The organism is Parvibaculum sp. (assembly GCF_035325945.1).
Taxonomy (GTDB): Bacteria; Pseudomonadota; Alphaproteobacteria; order Parvibaculales; family Parvibaculaceae; genus Parvibaculum.
Genome location: NZ_DAOKYX010000003.1, coordinates 14,823 through 37,063 on the forward strand (window position 1 = coordinate 14,823; position 22,241 = coordinate 37,063).

The 22,241-nt window shown below is 64.7% G+C and carries 17 protein-coding genes; 13 read left to right on the forward strand and 4 right to left on the reverse strand.

Features of this window, described 5'->3' with window-relative positions; translation table 11 throughout:
* Positions 1–5 precede the first annotated feature (5 nt).
* Positions 6–1,400, forward strand: a complete 1,395-nt coding sequence (locus PKA57_RS03085; protein ID WP_324297464.1) for a peptide MFS transporter — start codon at positions 6–8, stop codon at positions 1,398–1,400.
* A gap of 2 nt (positions 1,401–1,402) precedes the next feature.
* Here the strand turns inward: PKA57_RS03085 and folE are convergent, their stop codons facing one another.
* Together folE and aguB are read right to left on the reverse strand one after the other, a co-directional pair.
* Positions 1,403–1,987, reverse strand: a complete 585-nt coding sequence (folE, locus tag PKA57_RS03090; RefSeq protein ID WP_324297465.1) for a GTP cyclohydrolase I FolE — start codon at positions 1,985–1,987, stop codon at positions 1,403–1,405.
* Between the two features lie 354 nt (positions 1,988–2,341).
* A complete protein-coding gene (gene aguB / locus PKA57_RS03095; protein WP_324297466.1) occupies positions 2,342–3,229 on the reverse strand; it encodes an N-carbamoylputrescine amidase in 888 nt (295 codons plus the stop codon).
* A gap of 115 nt (positions 3,230–3,344) precedes the next feature.
* On the opposite strand from aguB, the gene ptcA reads away from it, so the two are divergent.
* From ptcA to arcC, 4 genes are read left to right on the forward strand one after another with little or no spacing between them, the layout of a single operon-like run.
* Entirely contained in the window at positions 3,345–4,373 is a 1,029-nt protein-coding gene (gene ptcA / locus PKA57_RS03100; RefSeq protein WP_324297467.1) for a putrescine carbamoyltransferase, read from the forward strand.
* 43 nt (positions 4,374–4,416) lie between these two features.
* The gene (locus tag PKA57_RS03105) at positions 4,417–5,820 is read left to right on the forward strand and encodes an APC family permease (protein ID WP_324297468.1); all 1,404 of its coding nucleotides are present in this window, start codon (positions 4,417–4,419) and stop codon (positions 5,818–5,820) included.
* 4 nt (positions 5,821–5,824) lie between these two features.
* Positions 5,825–6,922 (forward strand): agmatine deiminase, encoded by a 1,098-nt coding sequence (aguA, locus tag PKA57_RS03110; RefSeq protein ID WP_324297469.1) that lies wholly within the window; start codon positions 5,825–5,827, stop codon positions 6,920–6,922.
* A 1-nt stretch (position 6,923) separates the two neighbouring features.
* Positions 6,924–7,826, forward strand: coding sequence for a carbamate kinase (arcC, locus tag PKA57_RS03115; RefSeq protein WP_324297470.1), 903 nt, complete (start codon positions 6,924–6,926; stop codon positions 7,824–7,826).
* A 37-nt stretch (positions 7,827–7,863) separates the two neighbouring features.
* On the opposite strand, the gene PKA57_RS03120 is transcribed toward arcC, so the two are convergent.
* Together PKA57_RS03120 and PKA57_RS03125 are read right to left on the reverse strand one after the other, a co-directional pair.
* Entirely contained in the window at positions 7,864–10,245 is a 2,382-nt protein-coding gene (locus PKA57_RS03120; RefSeq protein WP_324297471.1) for a heavy metal translocating P-type ATPase, read from the reverse strand.
* Positions 10,246–10,353: 108 nt separating this feature from the next.
* Entirely contained in the window at positions 10,354–11,202 is an 849-nt protein-coding gene (locus PKA57_RS03125) for a sterol desaturase family protein (protein WP_324297472.1), read from the reverse strand.
* Positions 11,203–11,471: 269 nt separating this feature from the next.
* On the opposite strand from PKA57_RS03125, the gene PKA57_RS03130 reads away from it, so the two are divergent.
* From PKA57_RS03130 to PKA57_RS03165, 8 genes are all read left to right on the forward strand, one after another.
* Entirely contained in the window at positions 11,472–12,056 is a 585-nt protein-coding gene (locus tag PKA57_RS03130; protein ID WP_324297473.1) for a polymer-forming cytoskeletal protein, read from the forward strand.
* Between the two features lie 250 nt (positions 12,057–12,306).
* Positions 12,307–13,593: a 4-aminobutyrate--2-oxoglutarate transaminase gene (gene gabT / locus PKA57_RS03135; protein WP_324297474.1), complete on the forward strand. Its 1,287-nt coding sequence runs from the start codon at positions 12,307–12,309 to the stop codon at positions 13,591–13,593.
* Between the two features lie 165 nt (positions 13,594–13,758).
* Positions 13,759–14,682 carry a HAMP domain-containing sensor histidine kinase gene (locus tag PKA57_RS03140; RefSeq protein WP_324297475.1) on the forward strand — a complete coding sequence of 308 codons (924 nt, stop codon included), beginning with the start codon at positions 13,759–13,761 and terminating at the stop codon, positions 14,680–14,682.
* Positions 14,679–16,397, forward strand: coding sequence for a DUF87 domain-containing protein (locus tag PKA57_RS03145; protein ID WP_324297476.1), 1,719 nt, complete (start codon positions 14,679–14,681; stop codon positions 16,395–16,397). Before PKA57_RS03140 ends, PKA57_RS03145 begins: the two co-directional genes overlap by 4 nt.
* A 117-nt stretch (positions 16,398–16,514) precedes the next feature.
* Positions 16,515–17,906 carry a carbohydrate porin gene (locus PKA57_RS03150; protein ID WP_324297477.1) on the forward strand — a complete coding sequence of 464 codons (1,392 nt, stop codon included), beginning with the start codon at positions 16,515–16,517 and terminating at the stop codon, positions 17,904–17,906.
* An 89-nt stretch (positions 17,907–17,995) separates the two neighbouring features.
* Complete coding sequence (locus PKA57_RS03155; protein ID WP_324297478.1) at positions 17,996–18,484, forward strand: carboxymuconolactone decarboxylase family protein; 489 nt, start codon at positions 17,996–17,998, stop codon at positions 18,482–18,484.
* Between the two features lie 193 nt (positions 18,485–18,677).
* Complete coding sequence (locus tag PKA57_RS03160; protein WP_324297479.1) at positions 18,678–21,740, forward strand: chemotaxis protein CheW; 3,063 nt, start codon at positions 18,678–18,680, stop codon at positions 21,738–21,740.
* Entirely contained in the window at positions 21,737–22,210 is a 474-nt protein-coding gene (locus tag PKA57_RS03165) for a chemotaxis protein CheW (RefSeq protein ID WP_324297480.1), read from the forward strand. Before PKA57_RS03160 ends, PKA57_RS03165 begins: the two co-directional genes overlap by 4 nt.
* Positions 22,211–22,241 lie beyond the last annotated feature (31 nt).

Here is a 22,241-nt window from a genome sequence, read left to right on the forward strand (position 1 = left end):
CCTCCATGAGCGCAGAGCCTGCCACGGGGGAGACGGCCGCCGAGTGGCGTTCCTCCGCCGATCTGTTCGGCCATCCCAAAGGGCTCACATTTCTGTTCGGAACGGAAATGTGGGAGCGCTTCTCCTATTACGGGATGCGCGCCGTCCTCGTCCTCTACATGGTCAAATATCTGCTTCTGCCGGGACAGGCGGAAAGCGTCGTCGGGCTTGCGACGCTCAGGGCGACGCTCGAATGGGTGCTCGGGCCGCTCGGCCCCCAGCCGCTCGCCTCGCAGATCTACGGCCTCTATACGGGCTTCGTCTATCTCACACCGATCATTGGCGGGCTCGTCGCCGATCGCCTTCTCGGTCAGCGGCGGACCGTCATCATCGGTGCCGTGCTCATGGCGGCGGGTCATTTCATGATGGCGTTCGAGGGGCTTTTTCTCTTCGCGCTTTTCACGCTCATCCTCGCCAATGGCGCCTTCAAGCCCAATATATCGACGCAGGTCGGCAGCCTCTACGCGCCGGGCGATCATCGCCGCGACCGCGCCTACTCGATCTTTTATGTAGGCATCAATCTCGGCGGGTTCATGGCGCCTCTCGTCTGCGGCACGCTCGGCGAAAAGGTCGGCTGGCATTATGCCTTCGGCGCGGCAGGCATCGGGATGCTTTTCGGCCTTGTCATCTATCTTTACGGCCAGCGCCATCTGCCGCCCGATCCCCGCGAGCGTCTCGCGGCCGCAAGGAGGGAGGCAGGGCCGCTCGGCCGCGAAGACTGGCGCGCCATTGCGGTTCTGCTCGCCCTTTTCGTGCCGGTCAGTTTCTTCTGGGCGACCTATGAGCAGCAGGGCAACACGATCGTTCTCTGGGCGGACGGCTTCACGGACCGCTCGCTCGATCTCCTGTTCTGGCAGGGAGAGATTCCGACGACGTGGTTCCAGTCCTTCAACCCGTTCCTGATCTTTGCCTTCACGCCGCTCGTCGTGAGCCTCTGGGCGCGGCAGGCACGGAAGGGGCGCGAGCCCTCGACAATTTCCAAGATGGCGCTTGGCTGCCTCGGCGTCGCTATCGCCAATCTGATCCTCGCATTCGCGGCCTGGCAGGCGGGCGTGGACGGCAAGGCGGGCTGGCTCTGGCTTTTCGCCTATTTCGTCATCATCACCATCGGCGAGCTCTACATCTCGCCCATCGGCCTTTCGCTCGTCTCGAAGATCGCGCCGGCCTCCATTCTCTCGCTTCTCATGGGGCTGTGGCTTGCGACGAGCTTCGCCGGCAATCTTCTCGCGGGCTGGCTCGGCGGCTTCTGGAGCGCGATGGGGAAGGTGGAATTCTTCCTCATGATCGCGCTCATCGCCCTTGTCGCATCGGTGGCGATCCGTCTCCTCGCCAGACCGCTGAAATCCGCTCTCGACCAGTAGCCTCAGTCGTGATTGGCGGTGAGGCGCAGGAATTCCTGGCGCGTTCTCGGGTCGTCGCGCACATCGCCCAGAAGCTGGCTCGTCGTCAGCGTCGCGCCGGGGGAATTGACGCCGCGGAGCGTCATGCAGTTGTGCTCGGCGCGAATGACGACGCCGACGCCCTTGGGTTGCAGGATCTCGTAGATCGCCCGCGCGATGTCCGCGGTCAGCTTCTCCTGAATCTGGAGGCGCTTGGCAAAGCCCTGCACGACGCGCGCGAGCTTGGAAATGCCGACGACGCGCCTTGAAGGCAGATAGCCCACATGCGCGACCCCGACCACGGGCAGCATGTGATGCTCGCAGAAGCTGGTGACGCGGATGTCGCGCAGCACGACCAGCTCGTCATAGCCGCCAACTTCCTCGAACACGCGCTCGAGATAGGCGCGCGGATCGGTGTCATAGCCCGAGAAGAGTTCGCGGTAGGAGCGCACCACGCGGCCCGGCGTGTCGATCAATCCTTCGCGCTTCGGATCGTCGCCCGCCCAGCGAATGAGGGTGCGGACCGCGGCTTCTGCTTCTTCCTCTGTTGGTTTCTGATCGTCTGACACTGAGGAGCCTCACCTGATTGTTCTTGTTGGTCTTCGTCGCGCCACTTTTATGCAAGAGCGAGGCTGGGGATTCCAGCATTTCCCTCGCAATGCGGCCGCGGCGCCGATCTCTCCCCTTCATATGCGCCATTTGCGCCGCTGGATCACCTCCTTGGGGCGCGAAATGGCCGTGGCGCCGTGTTTAACCCTGAAGCCATCATGGATTTGTGAGGGTTTGATACCGATCAATGCCGCATTTTCCGCCCGCCGCGATCATCTGACGACGAAACGATCACGATCGGACAGACGATGGCGCGGTCGGGCAGCGAGGCGCGAAGCCAGGACGGAGCGGTCCGCCCGTCACCTCATCGCCGTTCACCTGTGCACCGGGTGGCGCAGCGTGCCGTCGAGCGTCAGCAATTCGCCATATATGTCGATGCGCCGGTCGCGGAAGACGCCCCATTCGAGCCGCGCGCGGCGAAGCGCGTCGAGATCGAATTGCGCGGTCAGCACGGCTTCATCGGATTCGCCAGCTTCGGCCACCTTCTTGCCCGTGTTGTCGGCGATGAAGGACGAGCCGTAGAAGGTGATTTCGCATGTGCGCCCTTCCTCGCGCCCGATCCTGTTCGAGGCGATGACGGGCACCATATTGGCCGCCGCGTGCCCCTGCATGGTGCGCTGCCAGTGGTCGCGCGAATGGATCGTCGGGTCGTGCGGCTCGGAGCCGATCGCCGTCGGGTAGCAGATGACGTCGGCGCCCTTGAGCGCGAGGATGCGCGCGGTTTCCGGAAACCACTGGTCCCAGCAGACGGCCGCGCCGATGCGGGCATATCGCGTGTTCCAGACGAGGAAGCCGCTGTCGCCGGGGGAGAAATAGTATTTCTCCTTGTATCCCGGCCCGTCGGGGATGTGCGACTTGCGGTAGACGCCGAGGATTTCTCCATCCGCATCGATCATGACGAGCGAGTTGTAGAGGGCGTTGTTCGTTCGCTCATAGATGGAGACAGGCAGCACGACGCCGAGACGGTATGCGAGGGCCCGCATGTGCCGCACGGCGGGATTGTCCGCCACCGGCAAGGCGAGATGAAGAAAGCCGGGCTCCGTGTCCTTGCAGAAATAGGGCGTCTCGAAGAGCTCCTGAAGCAGGACGATCTGCGCGCCGCGCTCGGCGGCATGCGTGACGAGCTTTTCCGCTCTCGCAATGTTCTCCTCGCGATCGGGGCCGCAGGCCATCTGCGTCGCGGCAACGGTCAGTTCGGACATCTCAGCACCCGGCGATACGGAAACGAGGGCTCATCCGGAATGGAAGGGCGCATCGACTCTAGATCGCCGCGCCGCGCCTTCGCAACCTCCTTGCAGCCAGCACCATAGGTTCCTCATGCGTCACTTCATCGACACGCAGGATTTCTCGAAGGCCGAGCTTCTCGATCTCATCCAGCTCATCCATCTCACCAAGGACGCGGACAAGCAGGGCGCGTTGCCGCAACTTCTGAGCGGCACGTCGCTCGGCATGATCTTCGAGGAGCCTTCCACGCGCACGCGCGTTTCCTTCGAAGTCGCGATGACGAAACTCGGCGGGCACGCGCTCTATCTCCGGCCGGGTGAAATCCATCTCGGGCAGCGCGAATCCACCAAGGACACGGCGAAGGTCATCAGCCGGATGGTGAACGCCATCGAGGCGCGGACACTCTCGCACAAGACGGTGCTGGAGCTTGCTCGCCACGCAAGCGTGCCCGTCATCAACGGCCTTACCGACTACAACCATCCGACGCAGGTGGTCTGCGACGTCTTCACCATGCTCGAGCACAAATTGCCCGGAAAGTCGCTGGAGGATCTCAATGTCGTCTTCATCGGCGACACGACAAATGTGTGCTCCTCGCTCATGCTCATCTGCACGCAGCTCGGCATGCGCTTCACGCAGGCGGCGCCCCAAAAATATCAAGCGCCGGAAGCCTTGCAGGAGATCGCGCGAGAAAACTGCAAGCTGTCGGGCGGAACGCTCGTGGTGACGGACGATCCCGTCGCCGCCGTGAGCGATGCCGACTTCATCTATACCGATCTGTGGTGGTGGGTCGGGCAGGAGGCGGAAATCCCTGAACGCAAGGCCGCCTTCATGCCCAAGTTTCAGGTCAATCTCGCCCTCTTCGAGAAGGCGCCCCGCCACGCGAAGATGATGCACTGCCTGCCCGCGAGCCGCGGCGTCGAGGCGACGGACGAGGTTCTCGATCATCCCCGTTCCATCATCTACGACCAGTCCGAAAACCGCCTTCACACCGAGAAGGCCATTCTCATCAAATTCGTCTATCCGCGCGTCAGCCGTCCGCCGCAGACACTGCGCGACTGGCATGCGGGACGCATTCAGGCGTTCCTTGGCGAAAGTCTCCGTCTCACCTTCGATCCCTCGTGAATTGCAACGGCCAAACCAGATCGGAAAGCGTGGAGATATGAAAATGATCGCTCTCAATGAACCGGTGCCCCAGAGTCGCGGCTTCAAGCGCGTCCTCAATCAGCTCGACATGACGCTTTTCACCGTCTGCGCGATCCTCGTCATCGACACGCTCGCGGCTTCCGCCAAGGTCGGCGTGTCATCGCTGGCGTGGTGGATCATCACCTTCGTCTTCTTCTTCGTGCCCTATGGCCTCATCGTGGCCGAACTCGGCGCGGCATATCCGGGCGAAGGCGGCATACAGCAATGGATCAGGCGCGCCTATGGCGATAAATGGGCGGGACGGACGGTCTGGTATTACTGGGTCAACGTCGCGCTCTGGATGCCATCCGTCTACATCCTATTCGCAGGCATGTTCGCGCAGCTCTTCGCGCCCGAAATGAGCCTCTGGGTGAAGATCGCCCTCGGCGTGTTCATGACATGGATCACCGTCGGCGTCGGCATCGCAAGCCTCGCCAACAGCAAGTGGGTGCCGAATATCGGCGCGGTGGTCAAAGCCGCGATCATGCTCATCATGGGCGTCGCGGGCATATGGATCGCCTCGACGCGGGGCTTCGCCAACGAGATGACGCTCTCCACGCTGACGCCCGGCTGGGATGTCGGCCTCGCCTTCCTTCCCGTCGTCGTCTACAACTTTCTCGGCTTCGAGCTCATGTCGGGCGCGGGAGAGGAAATGGAGAATCCGGCTCGCGATGTACCGATCGCGATCGTCGTCGCCGGTCTTGCCATTGTCGGCTTCTATCTGCTCGCTACCTTCGGCATCCTCGTCGCGCTTCCGGTGAACGAGATCGGTCTCATCAGCGGCGTCATCGACACGGTCGCGCGGCTGCTGGGCGAGTCCCAGCTCGCGAAGACCGCGACGGTTCTCATCGGCATCGGCGCGCTCTACACGTTCTTCGCCAATATGGTGACATGGACGCTCGGTGCGAACCGCACCGCGCAGGCCGCCGCCGCCGATGGCGAGTTGCCCGCCGTCTTCGCCTCGCTCCATCCGACCTATCAGACGCCTGTCGGCGCCTTTCTCTGGACGGGTATCGTCTCGACGGTCGTCATCGTGCTTTACGGCTTCATGGCGGCGAATGCGGAGGATCTCTTCTGGTCGCTCTTCGCCTTCAGCTCGATCGTCTTCCTGCTGCCTTATCTTCTCGTCTTTCCGGCCTTCCTGCGGCTGAGGCGGATCGATGCCGGGACGTCGCGGCCCTATCGCGTGCCGGGCGGCATGGGGGCCTTGACGCTCATCGCCACCATATGCGTTCTCTTCATTCTCCAGGCCATTCTCTTTTTCGTCTGGGTGCCGGGTGAGCCGGTCGACTGGAGCACGGCCGGGCCGATCCTTGGCGGTGTCGTCCTCACCGTTCTCGTCGGCGAAGTCATTCTCGCGCTGCAGACGCGCCGAAAGGGAGCCTGAATTTATGTCGCGACTTCTCGCCTCGACGCCCCGCGCCGACGGCTTCTTCATGCCGGCGGAGTGGGCGGCGCATGCGGGCACCTGGATGATCTGGCCGGAGCGCACCGACAACTGGCGCATGGGCGCGAAGCCCGCGCAGGCCGCCTTCGCCCGCGTGGCGGAGGCCATCGCCGAGACGGAGCCCGTCACCATGTGCGTCTCGCCCGCGCAGTATCAGAACGCGCGGCGCGTGCTTTCGCCAGCGGTGCGTGTCGTCGAGATGACGACCAATGACGCGTGGATGCGCGATTGTGGCCCCACCTGCGTCGTCGACGGCAAGGGGCATGTGCGTGGCGTCGACTGGGTCTTCAACGCCTGGGGCGGGCTCGAAGGCGGGCTCTATTTTCCCTGGGATCAGGACGAGCTTGTCGCGCAGAAGGTGCTCGGGATCGAAAGGCTCGACCGGTACAAGGCGCCCATCGTTCTCGAAGGCGGGTCGATCCATGTCGATGGCGAGGGAACCCTTCTGACGACGGAGGAATGTCTCCTCAATCCGAACCGCAACCCGGGTCTGTCGAAGGCGGAGATCGAGGCGCAGCTCGAAGCATATCTCGGCATCTCGCGCACGATCTGGCTCGATCGTGGCGTCCATAATGACGAGACGTCCGGCCATATCGACAATATCGCCTGTTTTGCGCGGCCCGGCGTCGTGCTTCTGAGCTGGACGGACGACACCGCCGATCCACAATATGAGATCAGCAAGGATGCGCTGGAGCGCCTCTCCCATGCGAAGGACGCCAGGGGTCGCTCGCTCGAGGTGGTGAAGCTCCATCAGCCGGGGCCACTCTTCCAGACGGCGGAAGAGGCCGAGGGTGTCGATCATGTCGAGGGCACGCAGCCGCGCGTGGCCGGGCTCCGGCTCGCCGCGTCCTATGTCAATTTCTACATCGCGAATGGCGCGATCATCATGCCGCTCCTCGATCCGAAACATGACGGCGCGGCAGTCGAAACGCTGGCAAGGGTGTTTCCAGGCCGGAAGGTGAAGGGCGTTCCGGCGCGCGAGATCCTTCTCGGCGGCGGAAATATCCATTGCATCACGCAGCAGCAGCCGGGCGGCTCCTGACATGCGGCTCGTGGTAGCCATTGGCGGCAACGCCCTTCTGAAGCGCGGAGAGGTTCTGAGCTTCGAGAACCAGCGGAAGAACATGCGCGCCTCGGCCGCCGCGCTTGCGGAAGCCGCGGGCCGCCATACGCTCGTCCTCGTGCATGGCAATGGCCCGCAGGTAGGGCTGCTCGCCCTCGAGGCCGATGCCTACAAGGCCGTGCCGCCCTATCCGCTCGATGTGCTGGGCGCCGAGTCGCAGGGCATGATCGGCTATGTGATCGCGCAGGAGCTGCGCCGCATGCTGCCACGGCGCGGCATCGTCACCCTGCTGACGCAGACGGTGGTCGATGGCGGCGATCCGGCCTTCGCGCGGCCGACCAAGCCGATCGGACCCGTCTATGCGGAAGCCGGCGCGGGCGGGCTCGCCGCCGAGCGGGGATGGGCGATGGCGGCGGATGGCGAGGCGTTCCGCCGCGTCGTCGCCTCTCCGGAACCGCGGCGCATCGTGGAACTCGATGCCATCAGGCTCCTCATCGAGGCGGGGCAGATCGTGATCTGCACGGGCGGTGGCGGCATCCCTGTCGTCGAGAGGGCGGGTGGCGTTCTCGACGGCGTCGAGGCGGTGATCGACAAGGATCTCGGCGCGTCCCTTCTCGCCTGCAATCTTGATGCGGACCGCCTCGTCATTCTCACCGATGTCGAAGGCGTCTATCGCAACTGGGGCGGCGAGGAGCCTGACCTCATCAATCGCGCATGCGCGGGCGAATTCGACATCAGCGCCTTCGCGAGCGGCTCGATGGGGCCGAAGGTCGATGCGGCCTGCCGCTTCGCCAGAGCGACGGGCCGCCCCGCCTTCATCGGCAATCTTGCCGATGCGAAGCGCGTGATCGAGGGCGAGGCGGGAACCCGCATCGACCCCTGATGTTTTCGAGCGCAAGCCCGCTCGTCTCTCGCGCGCCTCAGAGCCGCACGTAGCGCAGCCGGAGCGCATTCGTGATCACGCTGACAGATGAAAGCGCCATGGCTGCCGCCGCGATGACGGGCGAGAGAAGGAGTCCGAAGACGGGGTAGAGCACGCCCGCCGCGACGGGGATGCCGGCCGCGTTGTAGATGAAGGCGAAGAAAAGGTTCTGGCGGATGTTCCGCATCGTCGCCTCGGAAAGGCGACGCGCGCGGACAATACCCATGAGGTCGCCCTTCAGAAGCGTGACGCCGGCGCTTTCCATCGCAACGTCGGTTCCCGTTCCCATGGCGATGCCGATTTCGGCGGCGGCGAGCGCGGGCGCGTCATTCACGCCATCGCCCGCCATGGCGACGACGCGGCCCGCCTTTGTGAGCTGGGCGACGACATTGGCCTTCTCCTCGGGGAGGACTTCGGCCTTCACTTCTTCTATGCCGAGGCGGCTCGCGACGGCCTGCGCCGTCGTCGGATTGTCGCCCGTCAGCATGACGATGCGAATGCCTTCGGCCCTGAGCGCGGCAAGGGCCTGCGGCGTCGTCTCCTTCACCGGGTCGGCGATGGCGATGGCGCCTGCGAGCTTTCCATCGACGCTGGCGAAAATGGCCGTCGCGCCGTCGAGCCGCATTTCTTCCGCGCGCGCGGCGAGCGAGGCCGTCGAAATGCCGATCTCGTCCAGATAGTTCGCATTGCCGATGACGATGCGCCGCCCTTCGACCGTGCCAGCCGCGCCCTTGCCGGAGGGCGAGTCGAAGTCGCTCACCTCCGCAAGAGGGAGGCCGCGATCCCTGGCGGCGGCGACGATCGCGTGCGCCAGCGGATGCTCGCTCGCGCGCTCGACGCTGGCGACAAGGCGCAGCAACTCATCTTCGGCGATGCCTCCGGCCGTCGCCATGCCGACAACGGAGGGCCTGCCCTCGGTGAGCGTGCCCGTCTTGTCGATGACGAGCGTATCCACCTTTTCCATATGCTCCAGCGCCTCGGCATTCTTGATGAGGACGCCCGCGCCCGCGCCGCGTCCGACGCCGACCATGATCGACATGGGCGTGGCAAGTCCGAGCGCGCAGGGACAGGCGATGATGAGCACCGCCACGGCGGCGACGAGCCCGTAGGAGAAGCGCGGCTCGGGCCCCCAGATCGCCCATGCGCCAAAGGCAAGAACCGCGGTGACGATCACCAGCGGCACGAACCAGCCGGACACGCGATCGGCGAGCCGCTGGATCGGCGCGCGCGAGCGCTGGGCGTCGGCGACCATCTGCACGATCCGGGCGAGCATGGTGTCGCGGCCGACTTTCTCGGCGACCATGATGAAGCTGCCGGAGCCGTTGAGCGTGCCCGCGATCACCCGGGCGCCGGGCTCCTTCGTCACCGGCATCGCTTCGCCCGTGACCATGGATTCGTCGATCGAGACGCGCCCGTCCGCGATCACGCCGTCGACGGGCACTTTCTCGCCGGGCCGCACGCGCAGGCGATCGCCGACGGCGACGAGGTCGAGCGCGATCTCTTCATCCTCGCCGTCGGGCCGCACGCGCCGGGCCGTTTTGGGCGCGAGGTCGAGCAGCGCGCGAATGGCGCCGCTCGTTCTTTCTCTCGCGCGCAGTTCGAGCACCTGCCCAAGCAGCACGAGAACGGTGATGACCGCAGCCGCCTCGAAATAGACCGCGACCGAGCCGTCCGCCGCGCGGAAGGCCTCGGGGAAGAGGCCGGGCATGGCGGTTGCGACCACGCTGTAGCCCCAGGCGACGCCTGTGCCCATGGCGATGAGCGTGAACATGTTGAGGTTGCGCGTGAGGAGCGATTGCCATCCGCGTTCGAAGAAGGGCCAGCCCGCCCAGAGCACGACGGGCGTTGCGAGCGCGAACTGGATCCAGTTCGACACGGTGCTGCCGAGGCTCACGGTGAGCCCGGTCAGATGCCCGCCCATTTCGAGAATGAAGACGGGGAGCGTGAGCACGAGGCCGATCCAGAAACGCCGCTGCATGTCGAGAAGTTCGTGGCTCGGGCCGGTATCGGCAGTGACCAGCAGAGGCTCGAGCGCCATGCCGCAAATGGGGCAGGCGCCGGGGCCCACCTGCTGCACCTCAGGGTGCATGGGGCATGTGTAGAGGGTGCCTTCGGGCAAGGCGGCGGCGGGCGCCGCTTCCTGCGGGTGCAGATATTTCGCCGGATCGGCGATGAATTTCTTCCGGCAGGCATCCGAGCAGAAATAATAGGTCTCGCCCTCGTGGCGAGCGCTGAATTCGGCGCTGGCGGGGCCCACCGTCATGCCGCAGACAGGATCTTTCACTCCGTGGCTGTGGCCGTTTCCATGCGCGTGGCCATGGGCGTGCGCCTGATCATGCGCGTGGCCGCCGCAGCAGGCGGGCTTCGTTTCAGTGGCCATGGTCCGGTCCTTTCGTCGCGACTGTCGATGAAAGGGACCGTAAACCTTCCTGTCACTGGAGGGTCAAGCGCCATATGCGGCCGGGAATTTGCCCCAGCCGAAGTGCTTTCAGAGCGGCTGGCCGGTGAAGGGTGCCTTCAACTGGCCGACGAAATCCGGCGGCATGTAATGCCGGATGCCGATATCGGCCGGGGGGCGGCGCGGCGAATTGTAGAAAGTGCGGAAGATCTGGTCGAACAGCATCAGATTTTCGCCGTAGTTCCGGTTGCCTTCCCTCAGATCCTTCGAATGGTGCCAACGATGAAGTGCGGGCGTGTTGAATACATAGTTCAGCACGCCGCAGCGCATCTCGATATTGCAATGGGTGAGCATGCCGATGATGGCGGTAATCGCGCTCACAAGGAGGAGGACATCCCTCGGAGCGCCGAGAAGCAGCAGGACGGGCATGCCGACCATGAGGCCCGTCACAGTATCGACGACGTGAAAGCGGCCGGTGTTGAAGAACCAGAGGCGCGTGACGCTGTGATGCACGGCATGAAAGCGCCAGAGCCAGGGCCATTCATGGGCAAGGCGGTGCTTCCAGTAGAGGCCAGCCTCGACGACGACGAGGCCGAGCGCCGTCTGGAGCGCGAGCGGCCAGCCGGTAGGCCAGAACCCGCCGCCCGCAGGGGCGAGCCAGTCGGCAATTCCCATGAAAGTGACGACGGTGATGATGACCTGAGCGAGCCCCTTGTTCAGCAGCGTGTGCGCGAGGTCGGGGCCCATCTGGCCATCATTGGCGAGCCATTCCCGCTCATGCGGCATGAGGCGCTCGACAACCGCGACGGTGACGGCAAGGCCGAGATAGGTGAGATTGAAGGCGAGGATGTCATGTCCCGTCGCCATGCCGAGGCAGACCAGACCCAGCGATCCGGCAAAGAGAACCGGCCACCACAGATAGGAAAGAATAAGGCGCACGCTTTTCCCCTGCGTTCGTCGACGAACGCTCCCCGTTCGCCCCCTGAAGTGAGCCGGGGCATGATAACGAAAAGCGCGCGGCGGCGCATTGCGGCTGATGCCTCCAATATGAAGGGACTTCCCGCCCTTTTGCGGCGCCAAACCTTCCATCGCTCCAGATTGGAGCGTGACGCGCTTGCACATGGCGCCACCCGGCCGCAGCGTGAACCTTCGTGAAATGACGCGGGGGCCGGCAGGATGGCCTCCGAACTCGCAAGGAGCAGGTTCCCATGAGCAGTGACGCGGTCGAATCCTTTGCCGGGACCCTTCCCGCCAGCGCCTCCAACGACAAGGGGAAAAAGGCGTCGGCGGCCACGCTGCGGGTCATGCGTGCCGGCAGCGAGGATATCGTCGTCGGTGAGAACAGCTCGCTCGAAGGTTCGTTCGAGACGCAGGGCTCGATGTTCGTCGACGGGCGGATGAGCCGCGCCGATCTGAAGACCTCGCTCCTGTCCATCGGTGTCTCGGGCTCGGTCGAGGGCGACGCCCATGCGGCGCGCGCGGAGATTGCGGGCGCCTTCGACGGGCAGCTCGTCGTCACCGGCGAGGTCATCCTTCGCTCGTCGAGCCATGTCACCGGCGAAATCCAGTGCGGCAAGCTCATCACCCATCGCGGCGCGACGATCCGCGCGCAGGTCAAGGTGATGGACGACGAAATCGAGGCGGGCGAGGCGCTCGAGGAAGGCCGTCCGTTCAAGATGTTCCCGCTGCGCGCCAATGTCACCGGTTCGTTCCTGCGCCGTTCCATGAGCTTTGGTTATGGCGTCTTCTTCACGCTCGGTTCGATCGGCATCATCTCCCTCATGTTGAGTTGAGCATCATCGATCCTCGCTGGTACGCGCATCTCGTACCGCTCGCCTTTGCGCCCGCGCTTCGCCGCGGGCGCTTTTTTCATCGTGGGGCGGCTTGCCGGACACGCGGCGCAGAGGCAGAGTTGCTCTCGCGCTCATTCGCCCCCGCAGGCCGGGATGGTTCGATGCGCCTGCGAGCGATAGGCCGATGCGCCGACCGGATCCGAGCCGGCCGGGAGCAGTGCGATGCGAACCGTTCTCAGGGAGTTCATAGATGAGCGATAACAGGGAGCTTTTGGCGCGGCGCGAGCGGGCTGTGCCGCGTGGTGTGGCGACCGCCTATCCGGTCTTTGCCGCGCGCGCGGAAAATGCCGAACTCTGGGATGTGGAGGGGCGGCGTTTCGTCGATTTCGCGGGCGGCATAGCGGTGCTCAATACCGGCCACCGGCATCCGAAGGTGATCGCTGCGGTCGAGAAGCAGCTCAAGCATTATACGCATACGGCCTTTCAGGTCGTCGCCTATGAGCCCTATATCGCGCTTGCGGAGCGGCTGAACGCTCTCGCGCCCTTCAAGGGACCCGCGAAGACGATCCTCTTCACCACGGGCGCGGAGGCGACCGAAAACGCGGTGAAGATCGCGCGCGCGGCGACGGGGCGTTCGGCGGTCATCGCCTTTGCCGGCGGGTTTCACGGGCGCACGATGATGACCATGGCGCTCACGGGCAAGACGTTGCCCTACAAGAAGAAGTTCGGACCGATGCCGGCCGAGGTCTTTCATGTGCCGTTCCCGGTCGCCGATCACGGGGTGACGGTCGCGGATTCGCTGCGCGCGCTCGAATTCCTGTTCCGCGCCGATGTGGAGCCCTCGCGCGTCGCGGCGATCATGATCGAGCCGGTGCAGGGCGAGGGCGGCTTCTACGAAGCGCCGAAGGAATTGCTCGTCGCGCTGCGCAAGCTTTGCGACGAGAACGGAATTCTTCTGGTCGCGGACGAAGTGCAGACGGGGTTCGCGCGGACGGGACGCATGTTCGGCATCGAGCATTCGGGCGTCGAGCCCGACATGATCACGGTGGCGAAGTCGCTTGCCGGCGGCTTCCCGCTTTCGGGCGTCATCGGGCGGGCCGACATCATGGATGCGGCGGAGCCGGGCGGCCTTGGCGGCACTTATGCGGGGAGCCCGGTCGCCTGCGCCGCCGCGCTCGCCGTGCTCGACGCGATTGCGGAGGAAAAGCTCATCGACCGCGCCAATGCAATGGGCGCCCATATCAAGGGGCGGCTCCAGAAGATCGCCTCGCGCAACGATACGGTCCCGATCACCGGCATTCGCGGCCATGGGGCGATGATCGGCTTCGACATCGTGCAGCATCGCGGCGCCTATGAGCCGGATGCGGATGCGACGAAGCGCGTCACCAATGCGGCGCTTGCGGAGGGGCTCATCCTTCTTTCGTGCGGCGTCTTCAGCAATGCGATCCGCATCCTCGTGCCGCTGACGGCGACGGATGCGATCCTCGACGAAGGGCTCGACAAGCTCGAGCGTGCGCTCGTCTCGTCGCGAAGCTAGACCCGGAACAGCCGCTCGAAATGCCTACCCCTTTTGCGCCTCAACTGACGAGTGCAATAAGCCGAATTTGCCGCGAAACAGTATGTTCACTTTAGGGATGCATTTACACTAGCTCAACACTCGGAACGCTAATCTTGGGCACCATTCAGGTGCACAAAGATGATGTTGAGCGCACAAAGAACTCCGGCAAAGAAAAAAGGTCTTCTAGCGCAGTATTCGACCAATCTGGGCGAGTTGATTTCGCGCAAGCAGGCAGAACAGGCACTCAGGGCGGCGAAGCTCGAGGCGGATGCGGCGAGCCGGACGAAGTCCGAATTTCTCGCCAATATGAGCCATGAGCTGAGGACGCCGCTCAACGCGATCATTGGCTTTGCCGATCTCATGCGGCATTTTGCCTCGGAGGGGCGCGACCCCGGCAAGAGCCTCGAATATGCGGCGCATATCTCGGGCGCTGGCCGTCACCTTCTCAACATCATCTCCGACATTCTCGACATCTCGAAGATCGAGAGCGGCACCTTCACCCTCAATATCGAGGAGTGCAGCATTCGCGAACTCGTCGATGCGAGCCTGCTGCTCGTCCGCGATCGCGCCCGCGCCAAGCGGCAGTCGCTCGAATTCAAGGCGGCGCCCGACCTGCCGATCCTGCCGGCGGATGCCGCGCGCATGAAGCAGATCCTCATCAATCTTCTTTCGAACGCGAGCAAGTTCACGGCGGATGGCGGGCGGATACTGGTCGTCGCGCAGCGCACGCCGGAGGGCGGCGCAACGATCGCCATCGCCGATACCGGCATCGGCATGACGGCAGATCAGCTCGCCCTTGCCATGCAGCCCTTCGGGCAGGTCCAGTCGAGCTATTCCCGCGCGCATGAGGGCACGGGCCTGGGGCTTCCGATCGCGGCCGCGCTCACAAGGCAGCATGGCGGAGACTTCCATATTTCCAGCGAGCAGGGCACCGGCACGACCGTGGTGGTGACGCTGCGCCCGGCCGTGCCCGGCACCGATCATGTGAACCGGGCCGCGCCCCCCGTCACTCCCTCCCGCCCGCCGTCCCTCGAGGCGGTATCCCTCCAGTCAGGCCTAAGCTCATGACCATTCCTACAGCGGCACCCCGACCGTCGGCTCCCGAGCAGGAGCGCCGCGGCGTACCCATCGCCGAGCCGAAGCGGATCGCGCATATCGTCTCGGTGTCCGGCTCCCAGGCGGTCGCCGTTCTCGATCGCGCGATCTTCGACGAGATGGGACGGCGCGACTCGCGCGTGCAGATCGGGTCGCTCCTGAAGATTTCCACGCCGACTTCCTCGGTCGTCGGGCTCGTTTCGGCGATTTCGTCGCCGACGCCTTCGATCGACGCCGGAAACCCCGAACTCGGCCTTATCGAAATCAATCTGGCGGGCGAGCTGGTGGCCGATCCGGCGACCGGCCGGCTTTCCTTCCGGCGCGGCGTCGCCTCGCTTCCGAGCCTCGGCGATGCGGTTCTGATCGCGGACCGGCACGACCTCACGCGCGTCTATGCGCAGCCCGCCGTTCCGAGCATCAAGGTCGGCACGCTCTACCAGGACCCCGCCGTGCCGGCGCGGCTGCTGATTGACGAGCTTCTCGCCAAGCACTTCATCGTGGTGGGCACGACGGGTTGCGGCAAGTCGTCCGCGCTCACCTCCATCCTGAGGCGCGTTCTCGAAGATCATCAATATGCGCATATCGTGGTGCTGGACGTGCACAACGAATATCCGAGCGCCTTTGGCGATCAGGCCGAACTCATCGATCCGGGCAATCTGCATCTGCCGATCTGGCTGCTCAATTTCCAGGAACTGACGGAGGCGCTGACGAGCGCCGACTCGCATCGCGACGCGGAAGCGGAGATCCTGCGCGATGCCGTCGTCGTCGCCAAAAGGCGTTTCGTCGATGCGGGCACGACGCGAACGCCGACCATGATCCGCAGGCCGCTCGATGGCGGCGGCATCACCGTCGAGACGCCGACGCCCTTCCGCCTCTCCGATGTCGTCGCCTATATCGACGAGCAGCTCGGCAAGCTCGAACGCGTGCAGGCGACCGTTCCCTATCGCCGGCTCAAGAACCGCATCGAAACGCTGGTCGCCGATCAGCGCTACAGCTTCATGTTCGGCAGCCTGACCGTGCAGGATACGATGACGGAAACGCTCGGGCAGCTTTTCCGCGTGCCGAGCGACGGGCGCCCGGTGACGGTCATCAATCTCTCCACCGTGCCGTCGGAAATCCTCGACGTCGTCATCTCGGTCATTTCGCGGCTCGCCTTCGACCTCGCCGTCTGGAGCAAGGGCGGCCTGCCGATGCTGCTCGTCTGCGAGGAGGCGCATCGCTACGCGCCCGCCGGCCCAGCCGACAAGTTCGCGCCTACCCGTCAGGCGCTTTCGCGGATCGCCAAGGAGGGCCGCAAGTACGGGCTCTCGCTTGCGCTCGTCACCCAGCGTCCCTCCGATCTCGATCCGACCGTGCTGTCCCAGTGCAGCACCGCCGTCGCCATGCGCCTTTCGACCGAGCGCGACCAGACGGTGATGCGCGCGAACACGCATGACGGCGCCCTCGATCTTCTCGATTTCCTGCCGCTGCTCGGCGACCGGGAGGCGATCGTCTTCGGGCAAGGTGTCGCCATGCCCATGCGCATAAGGTTCGAGGATCTCGGCAAGGAGCACGCGCCGCATAACCTTCAGGCCGGTTTCTCGCATCACTGGAAATCGCCGAACATGGACCGTCAGCAGCTCGAAACGATCATCGCCAGATGGCGGGTCGCCGGGCGCGAAAGGACGGATTCGGGCTCCGGCCGCTAAAGCCGCCAAATATGGCGCGGGCCTCGCCCTTCCCGGGGTTGTGGAGGGGCCGCCTATTTGCTATCGAGAGTTAATTGCAATTTGGTCGGCAACAGCCGTCAAGCCAGAGAACTCTCGATGAAGCGGAATTGTTATTCGATCGCGGTTGCCATTTTGTGCTCCTGCGCTGCCCTTCCTGCCAAGGCGGAGGGGCTGGCGGCCGGTTCCCCGTCCTTCGCCGGGCAGGAGCAGGACTACATGACCGGCGACTGGGGCGGGGCCCGCGATGCGATGCGCGCGCATGGCATCGAGGTCGGCCTCAACTATGCGAGCGAGGCGTTCGGCAATCTTTCAGGCGGCGTCAAGAGCGGCTGGAGCTACGGGGGGAGGGTGGAGCTTTCACTCGACCTCGATCTCGAGAAACTTGCAGGCTGGCAAGGCGGAAGCGCCCATGCGAGCGGCTTCCAGATCCATCATGCGAACGGTTCGCCCGCGGTGAATTACACCGGAAGCATTGCCGGTCCGAGCAATATCGAAGCACGGCAATCCACGCGGCTATTCACGCTCTGGCTGGAGCAAAGCTTCTTCAATGACGCGCTCTCCATACGCGCCGGACAACTCGCGGCCGATGACGAGTTCATGACGAGCGATACGGGCGCGCATCTCCTCAACGGCACGTTCGGCTGGGCGCCGATCGCTTCGGCCAACATGACCGGGGGTGGGCCCGCCTATCCGCTGGCGAGCCCCGGCCTTCGCGTTCAGATTCGGCCAGTGCAGGACGTGACCATCCTCGGCGCCGTATTCAGTGGCGATCCGGCGGGGAAGAATTGCTTCGAGGACCCGCAAGTCTGCAACCGGCATGGCACAGCATTCAGCATGAGCGGCGGCGCGCTCTGGATGGGCGAGCTTCAATACGCGCTCAATCAGGGCGAGGGCGCGACGGGCCTTCCGGGGGTCTACAAGATCGGCGCGTGGTATCAGAACAGCCGCTTCGCCGACCAGCGCTTCGGTCTCGATGCTGGCGGTCTGACCGTCTCGCTTGCCGATCCCAGCGTCATCGAGCCCTACTATCATCGGGGCGACAAGGGCATTTACGCGGCCGCGGATCAGACCGTGTGGGCAAGGGGCGCACGCAGTCTTTCGCTGTTTTCGCGCGTGGGCGCAGCGCCTGACGACCGCAATCTCGTTTCCTTCTATGTCGATGGCGGTCTGGGCCTCAAGGGGCTCATTCCCGAACGTGAGAATGATGTCCTTGCGCTTGGCGTCGCCTATTCCAGGATCAGCGGCAGGGCCGCCGATCTTGACCGCGACACAAGGGTGTTCGACGCGGACCCGGCCTTTCCCGTTCGCAATTACGAGATGGTGTTCGAGGTGAGCTATACTGCGCAGCTCACGCCCTGGTGGTCGGTGCAGCCCGATTTCCAGTACATCGTTCATCCCGGCGGCCATGTGCGTGATGCGGACGACTCCGCGGGCCGCGTTGCCGGAAACGCCACCGTCGTTGGCGTAAGGGCGAACCTCACTTTCTGATCAGGCGATCTTTTTTGCGGCGGGCTGTCACACGTGCGGGCCTGCCTTCGTCTTGTCCGCAGATCACACGCTCAACAAGCGAGGACAAGATGACGACACGCAATTTCCGCCGTTTGAACTATCCGGCGGCATCCCCCAAAGCCCTTCAGGCCATGATGCAGCTCAGCGGCCACGCGCATGCGGCCGGGTTCGAGGAAGAACTCATCGAACTCGTCAGCCTTCGCGCATCGCAGATCAATGGCTGCGCCTTCTGCATCGACATGCACACGAAAGAGCTGCGCGCGGCAGGCGCGTCGGAGCAGAAGCTCTATCTTCTAAGCGTATGGCGGGAGACATCCCTCTATTCGCCGCGCGAGCGGGCCGCCCTCGCCTGGACGGAGGCGCTGACACGGCTTGGCGAGGAGGGTGTTTCCGACGCCATCTATGACGAGGCGCTCGCGCAGTTCGGCGAGGCGGGCCTCGTCGATCTCACGGCGGCGGTGGTCGCCATCAATGGCTGGAACCGCTTCAGCATCGCCTTCGGCGCCGAGGCGGGCCACTACAAGGCGGGCTCGCTCCGGGAACGCGCCGCTTCCTGAATTCGCCGAGCCGCGTCTCCGCTTGCGGTTGCCGTAACGGCAACGCGGATTGCGGGCCGCGGCGAGGCCCAGTTCTTGCCGATCTCGTAAGGGAAGCCGCGATGCGGCTTCCCTAATTGTTAAGCATTGCCGGGAATACTTGCCGCTCATTCGAACCCCAAATCCTCGGGTTCGGCCAAGTGGGTACCTGACAATGGACGACCTCCTCAAAGAATTTCTCGCCGAGACGACCGAAGCGCTGGAAATGCTCGACAGCGAGCTTGTCGAGCTTGAACAGCGCCCGGCCGATCCGGTGCTGCTCGCCAGCATTTTCCGCATCATGCACACGATCAAGGGCACTTGCGGCTTCCTCGGGCTGCCGCGCCTGGAGGCGGTCGCGCATGCCGCCGAGGATGTGCTGGGCAAGATCCGCGATGGCGAGCTCGATGTCAGCGCGGATGCGGTGTCGCTGGTTCTCGCGGCTCTCGACAGGATCAAGGAACTGATCGCGGCGCTCGGCGTCTCCGGAGCCGAGCCCGAGGGCAGCGACGAGGATGTCATCGCGGCGCTTCGCCAGATGGCGAGCGGCGAGTGGGTGTCCGAGGCCGGAATGGCGGAAGAAGCCACGTTCGAGACGGCCAGCCCGGCCGCGCCCATCTCGGTCGATGGCCTTTATGAACGGATCGGCGGCGCTTCCGTTTTCGATTCGGCCTGCGAGCAGGCCTGCGCGGAATTGCTGGCCGCCATTTCCGATCATCCCGATCCCGAGAGCGAGCTTCTCAATCTCCAGTTCGCGCTTGCGGGCGCCTTCGCCTCGGCGCTGACCGGCAAGGCCGGCGCGACGGACGACATGGACCGCGTGATCGCCGGTCTTCTCGCCAGCGGCTGGACCGAGCGCGAGCTTCACATGCTTCGCGATGAATTCGGCAAGGCGCTGTCGACGCTCGAAGTGGCCGATGCCGATGTCGCGGCCGTTCTCTCGCGCTTCAATGTCGCGGCGGCGATGCCTGCGGCGAGCCCCGTCCCTGAGATGGCGGAAGCGGTTGTCGAAGAGGTCGCCGAAGAAATCGTCGAGCCGGAGCCGGTCGCAGCCCCGCCTGCGAAGCCCGCCGCCGCGAAGAGCGCTGCCCGCTCCGCGCCGGCCGAGCAGCAGGGGGATCATCCGGCGGCCTCCGCCGCCCTGGCCGCCGCTCAGGCGCAGTCGCAGACGCTGCGGGTCAACATCAATGTTCTCGAAAACCTGATGAACATGGTCAGCGAGCTGGTGCTGACGCGCAACCAGCTCCTGCAGATCCTGCGCGGCGTGGGCGACAGCCCCTTCTCCGCGCCCTTGCAGCGGCTCAACCAGGTCACGACCGAGCTGCAGGAAAGCGTGATGATGACGCGCATGCAGCCGATCGGCAATGCGTGGTCGAAGCTGCCGCGCGTGGTGCGCGATCTCGCGCAGGAACTCGGCAAGAAGATCGACCTCGTCATGTCGGGCGCCGATACGGAACTCGACCGGCAGATTCTCGAATCGATCCGCGATCCGCTCACGCATATGGTCCGCAACTCGGCCGATCACGGCATCGAGGAGCCGGATGAGCGTCGCGCTTCCGGCAAGTCCGAGCACGGCACGATCCATCTGAGCGCGCGCCATGAAGGCGGGCACATCATCGTTCAGGTGAGCGATGACGGCCGTGGCCTCGCCACGGCGCGCATCCGCGCCAAGGTGATCCAGAACGGGCTTGCCACCGAGGCGCAGCTCGAGGGCATGAGCGAACAGCAGATCCAGCAGTTCATCTTCCGCCCGGGTTTCTCGACCGCGAGCCAGGTGACGAGCGTTTCCGGACGCGGCGTCGGCATGGATGTCGTCCGTACCAATATCGAAAAGATCGGCGGCGCCATCGAGTTCTCCTCGACCGAGGGGCAGGGCTCGCGCTTCGTCATCAAGATTCCGCTGACGCTCGCCATCGTCTCGGCGCTCATCGTCGAATGCCGTGGCGAGCGCTTCGCCATGCCGCAGAGCAGCGTCATCGAGCTTGTGCGCATCAGCAAGAATTCGCAGCAGGGCGTCGAACTCATCAATGGCAGGCCCGTCTATCGCCTGCGCGACAGGCTCCTGCCGCTGGTGGGCCTGAGCGAGCTTCTCGGCCTTGAGGAGACAGGCGATGACGCGGCAGATGCGGCGGAACTCTATGTCGTCGTCGCGCAGGTCGGCAGCTTCGTCTTCGGCATCATCGTCGACCGCGTCTTCGACACGGAAGAAATCGTGGTGAAGCCCACCTCGCGGACGCTGCGCCACATCACGCTTTTCTCGGGCACGACCATTCTCGGCGACGGGCGGGTAATCATGATCCTCGATCCGAACGGAATTGCCGCCGCGACGAGCGGTTCGGCCCAGTCGGAAGCGAAGACCGACGACGATGCGCATGGCGAACGCCGCGATCAGCGCGAGACGGTATCCATGCTCGTCTTCAAGGCGGGCGGGGACAGCACCAAAGCCGTGCCGCTCTCGCTCATCGCGCGTCTCGAAGAGGCGGATCTCGCGACGGCCGAGGAAGCGGGCCACCGCACCGTGCTTCAGTATCGCGGCGGGCTCATGCCGCTCGTCGGCATCGACGGCACGCCCGCGCCGCGCGAGGGCAAGCATCCGATCCTCGTCTTCGCTGAAGGCGAGCGTATGCTCGGCCTCGTCGTCGATGAGGTGGTCGATATCGTCGAAGGCTCGCTCGATCTGCAGCTCGTCGGCAGCGCCCAGCCGGGCGTGCTCGGCAGCTCGATCATCGCCGGCCGCTCCACCGATGTCATCGACACGGTCTATTATCTGCGCCAGAGCGACGATGCCTGGTTCGAGCTTCAGACGCGCGAACCCTTCGGCAACGAGCGCGAACGCAAGGTTCTGCTCGTCGAGGACTCGAGCTTCTTCCGCAATCTGCTGATGCCGATGCTGAAGATGGCCGGCTACCGGGTGACGACGGCGGAGGATGGCGAGGCGGCGCTTTCGATCTGCCGCAGTGGCGATGCCTTCGACATCATCATCTCGGATATCGAGATGCCGGGCCTGTCGGGCTTCGATCTCGCCCGCACGCTCCGCCAGGACGAGCGCTGGAAGAAGGTGCCGATGGTGGCGCTCTCCTCCCACGCCAATCCGCAGGACTTCGAGCGCGGACGCAATGCGGGCTTCAACGACTATGTGACCAAGCTCGACCCGAAGGCGCTGCTGGCGGCGCTGTCGCGGGTGCTCTCGGTCGATGGAACAGGCGAGGGCAACGTGCGTGAGGAGACAGCGGCATGAGTGTGCAGCAGGCTGATGCGGTGCTCGATCGCGAGCGCTCCGAAGACTTCGTGACCATGTCGGTCGCGGGCCAGACTTTCGGTATCCCGGTCCTCCACGTCCGCGATGTGCTGGGGCCGCAGCGGATCACGCGGGTGCCGCTGGCCCCGCCGGAAATCGCCGGTTCGCTCAATCTGCGCGGCCGCATCGTCACCGCGGTGAACATGCGCCAGCGTCTTTCCCTCCCGTCGGAGGACTTCGTGGAGAAGGCCATGGCGGTCGTCGTCGAACATGAGGACGAGCCCTACAGCCTTCTCGTCGATGAAGTCGGCGAGGTTCTGAGCCTTTCGGAAAGTCAGCGCGAGCCGAACCCGGCGACGCTCGACGCGAAGTGGCGGCAGATCGCCGACGGGCTCTATCGCCTCGACGGAACCCTTCTCATCGTTCTCAACATCGGCGCCGTGCTGGGCGCAATCCGCGCTGACGCCTAGGGCGCGCGACGGGTCACTGCCAAGGAGACCA

Coding starts and splice junctions, on each gene's coding strand:
- PKA57_RS03085 (WP_324297464.1), top strand. CDS start 6: ATGAGCGCAGAGCCTGCCACGGGGGAGACGGCCGCCGAGTGGCGTTCC.
- aguB (WP_324297466.1), bottom strand. CDS start 3,229: ATGTCCGAACTGACCGTTGCCGCGACGCAGATGGCCTGCGGCCCCGAT.
- ptcA (WP_324297467.1), top strand. CDS start 3,345: ATGCGTCACTTCATCGACACGCAGGATTTCTCGAAGGCCGAGCTTCTC.
- PKA57_RS03105 (WP_324297468.1), top strand. CDS start 4,417: ATGATCGCTCTCAATGAACCGGTGCCCCAGAGTCGCGGCTTCAAGCGC.
- aguA (WP_324297469.1), top strand. CDS start 5,825: ATGTCGCGACTTCTCGCCTCGACGCCCCGCGCCGACGGCTTCTTCATG.
- arcC (WP_324297470.1), top strand. CDS start 6,924: ATGCGGCTCGTGGTAGCCATTGGCGGCAACGCCCTTCTGAAGCGCGGA.
- PKA57_RS03120 (WP_324297471.1), bottom strand. CDS start 10,245: ATGGCCACTGAAACGAAGCCCGCCTGCTGCGGCGGCCACGCGCATGAT.
- PKA57_RS03130 (WP_324297473.1), top strand. CDS start 11,472: ATGAGCAGTGACGCGGTCGAATCCTTTGCCGGGACCCTTCCCGCCAGC.
- gabT (WP_324297474.1), top strand. CDS start 12,307: ATGAGCGATAACAGGGAGCTTTTGGCGCGGCGCGAGCGGGCTGTGCCG.
- PKA57_RS03145 (WP_324297476.1), top strand. CDS start 14,679: ATGACCATTCCTACAGCGGCACCCCGACCGTCGGCTCCCGAGCAGGAG.
- PKA57_RS03150 (WP_324297477.1), top strand. CDS start 16,515: ATGAAGCGGAATTGTTATTCGATCGCGGTTGCCATTTTGTGCTCCTGC.
- PKA57_RS03155 (WP_324297478.1), top strand. CDS start 17,996: ATGACGACACGCAATTTCCGCCGTTTGAACTATCCGGCGGCATCCCCC.
- PKA57_RS03160 (WP_324297479.1), top strand. CDS start 18,678: ATGGACGACCTCCTCAAAGAATTTCTCGCCGAGACGACCGAAGCGCTG.
- PKA57_RS03165 (WP_324297480.1), top strand. CDS start 21,737: ATGAGTGTGCAGCAGGCTGATGCGGTGCTCGATCGCGAGCGCTCCGAA.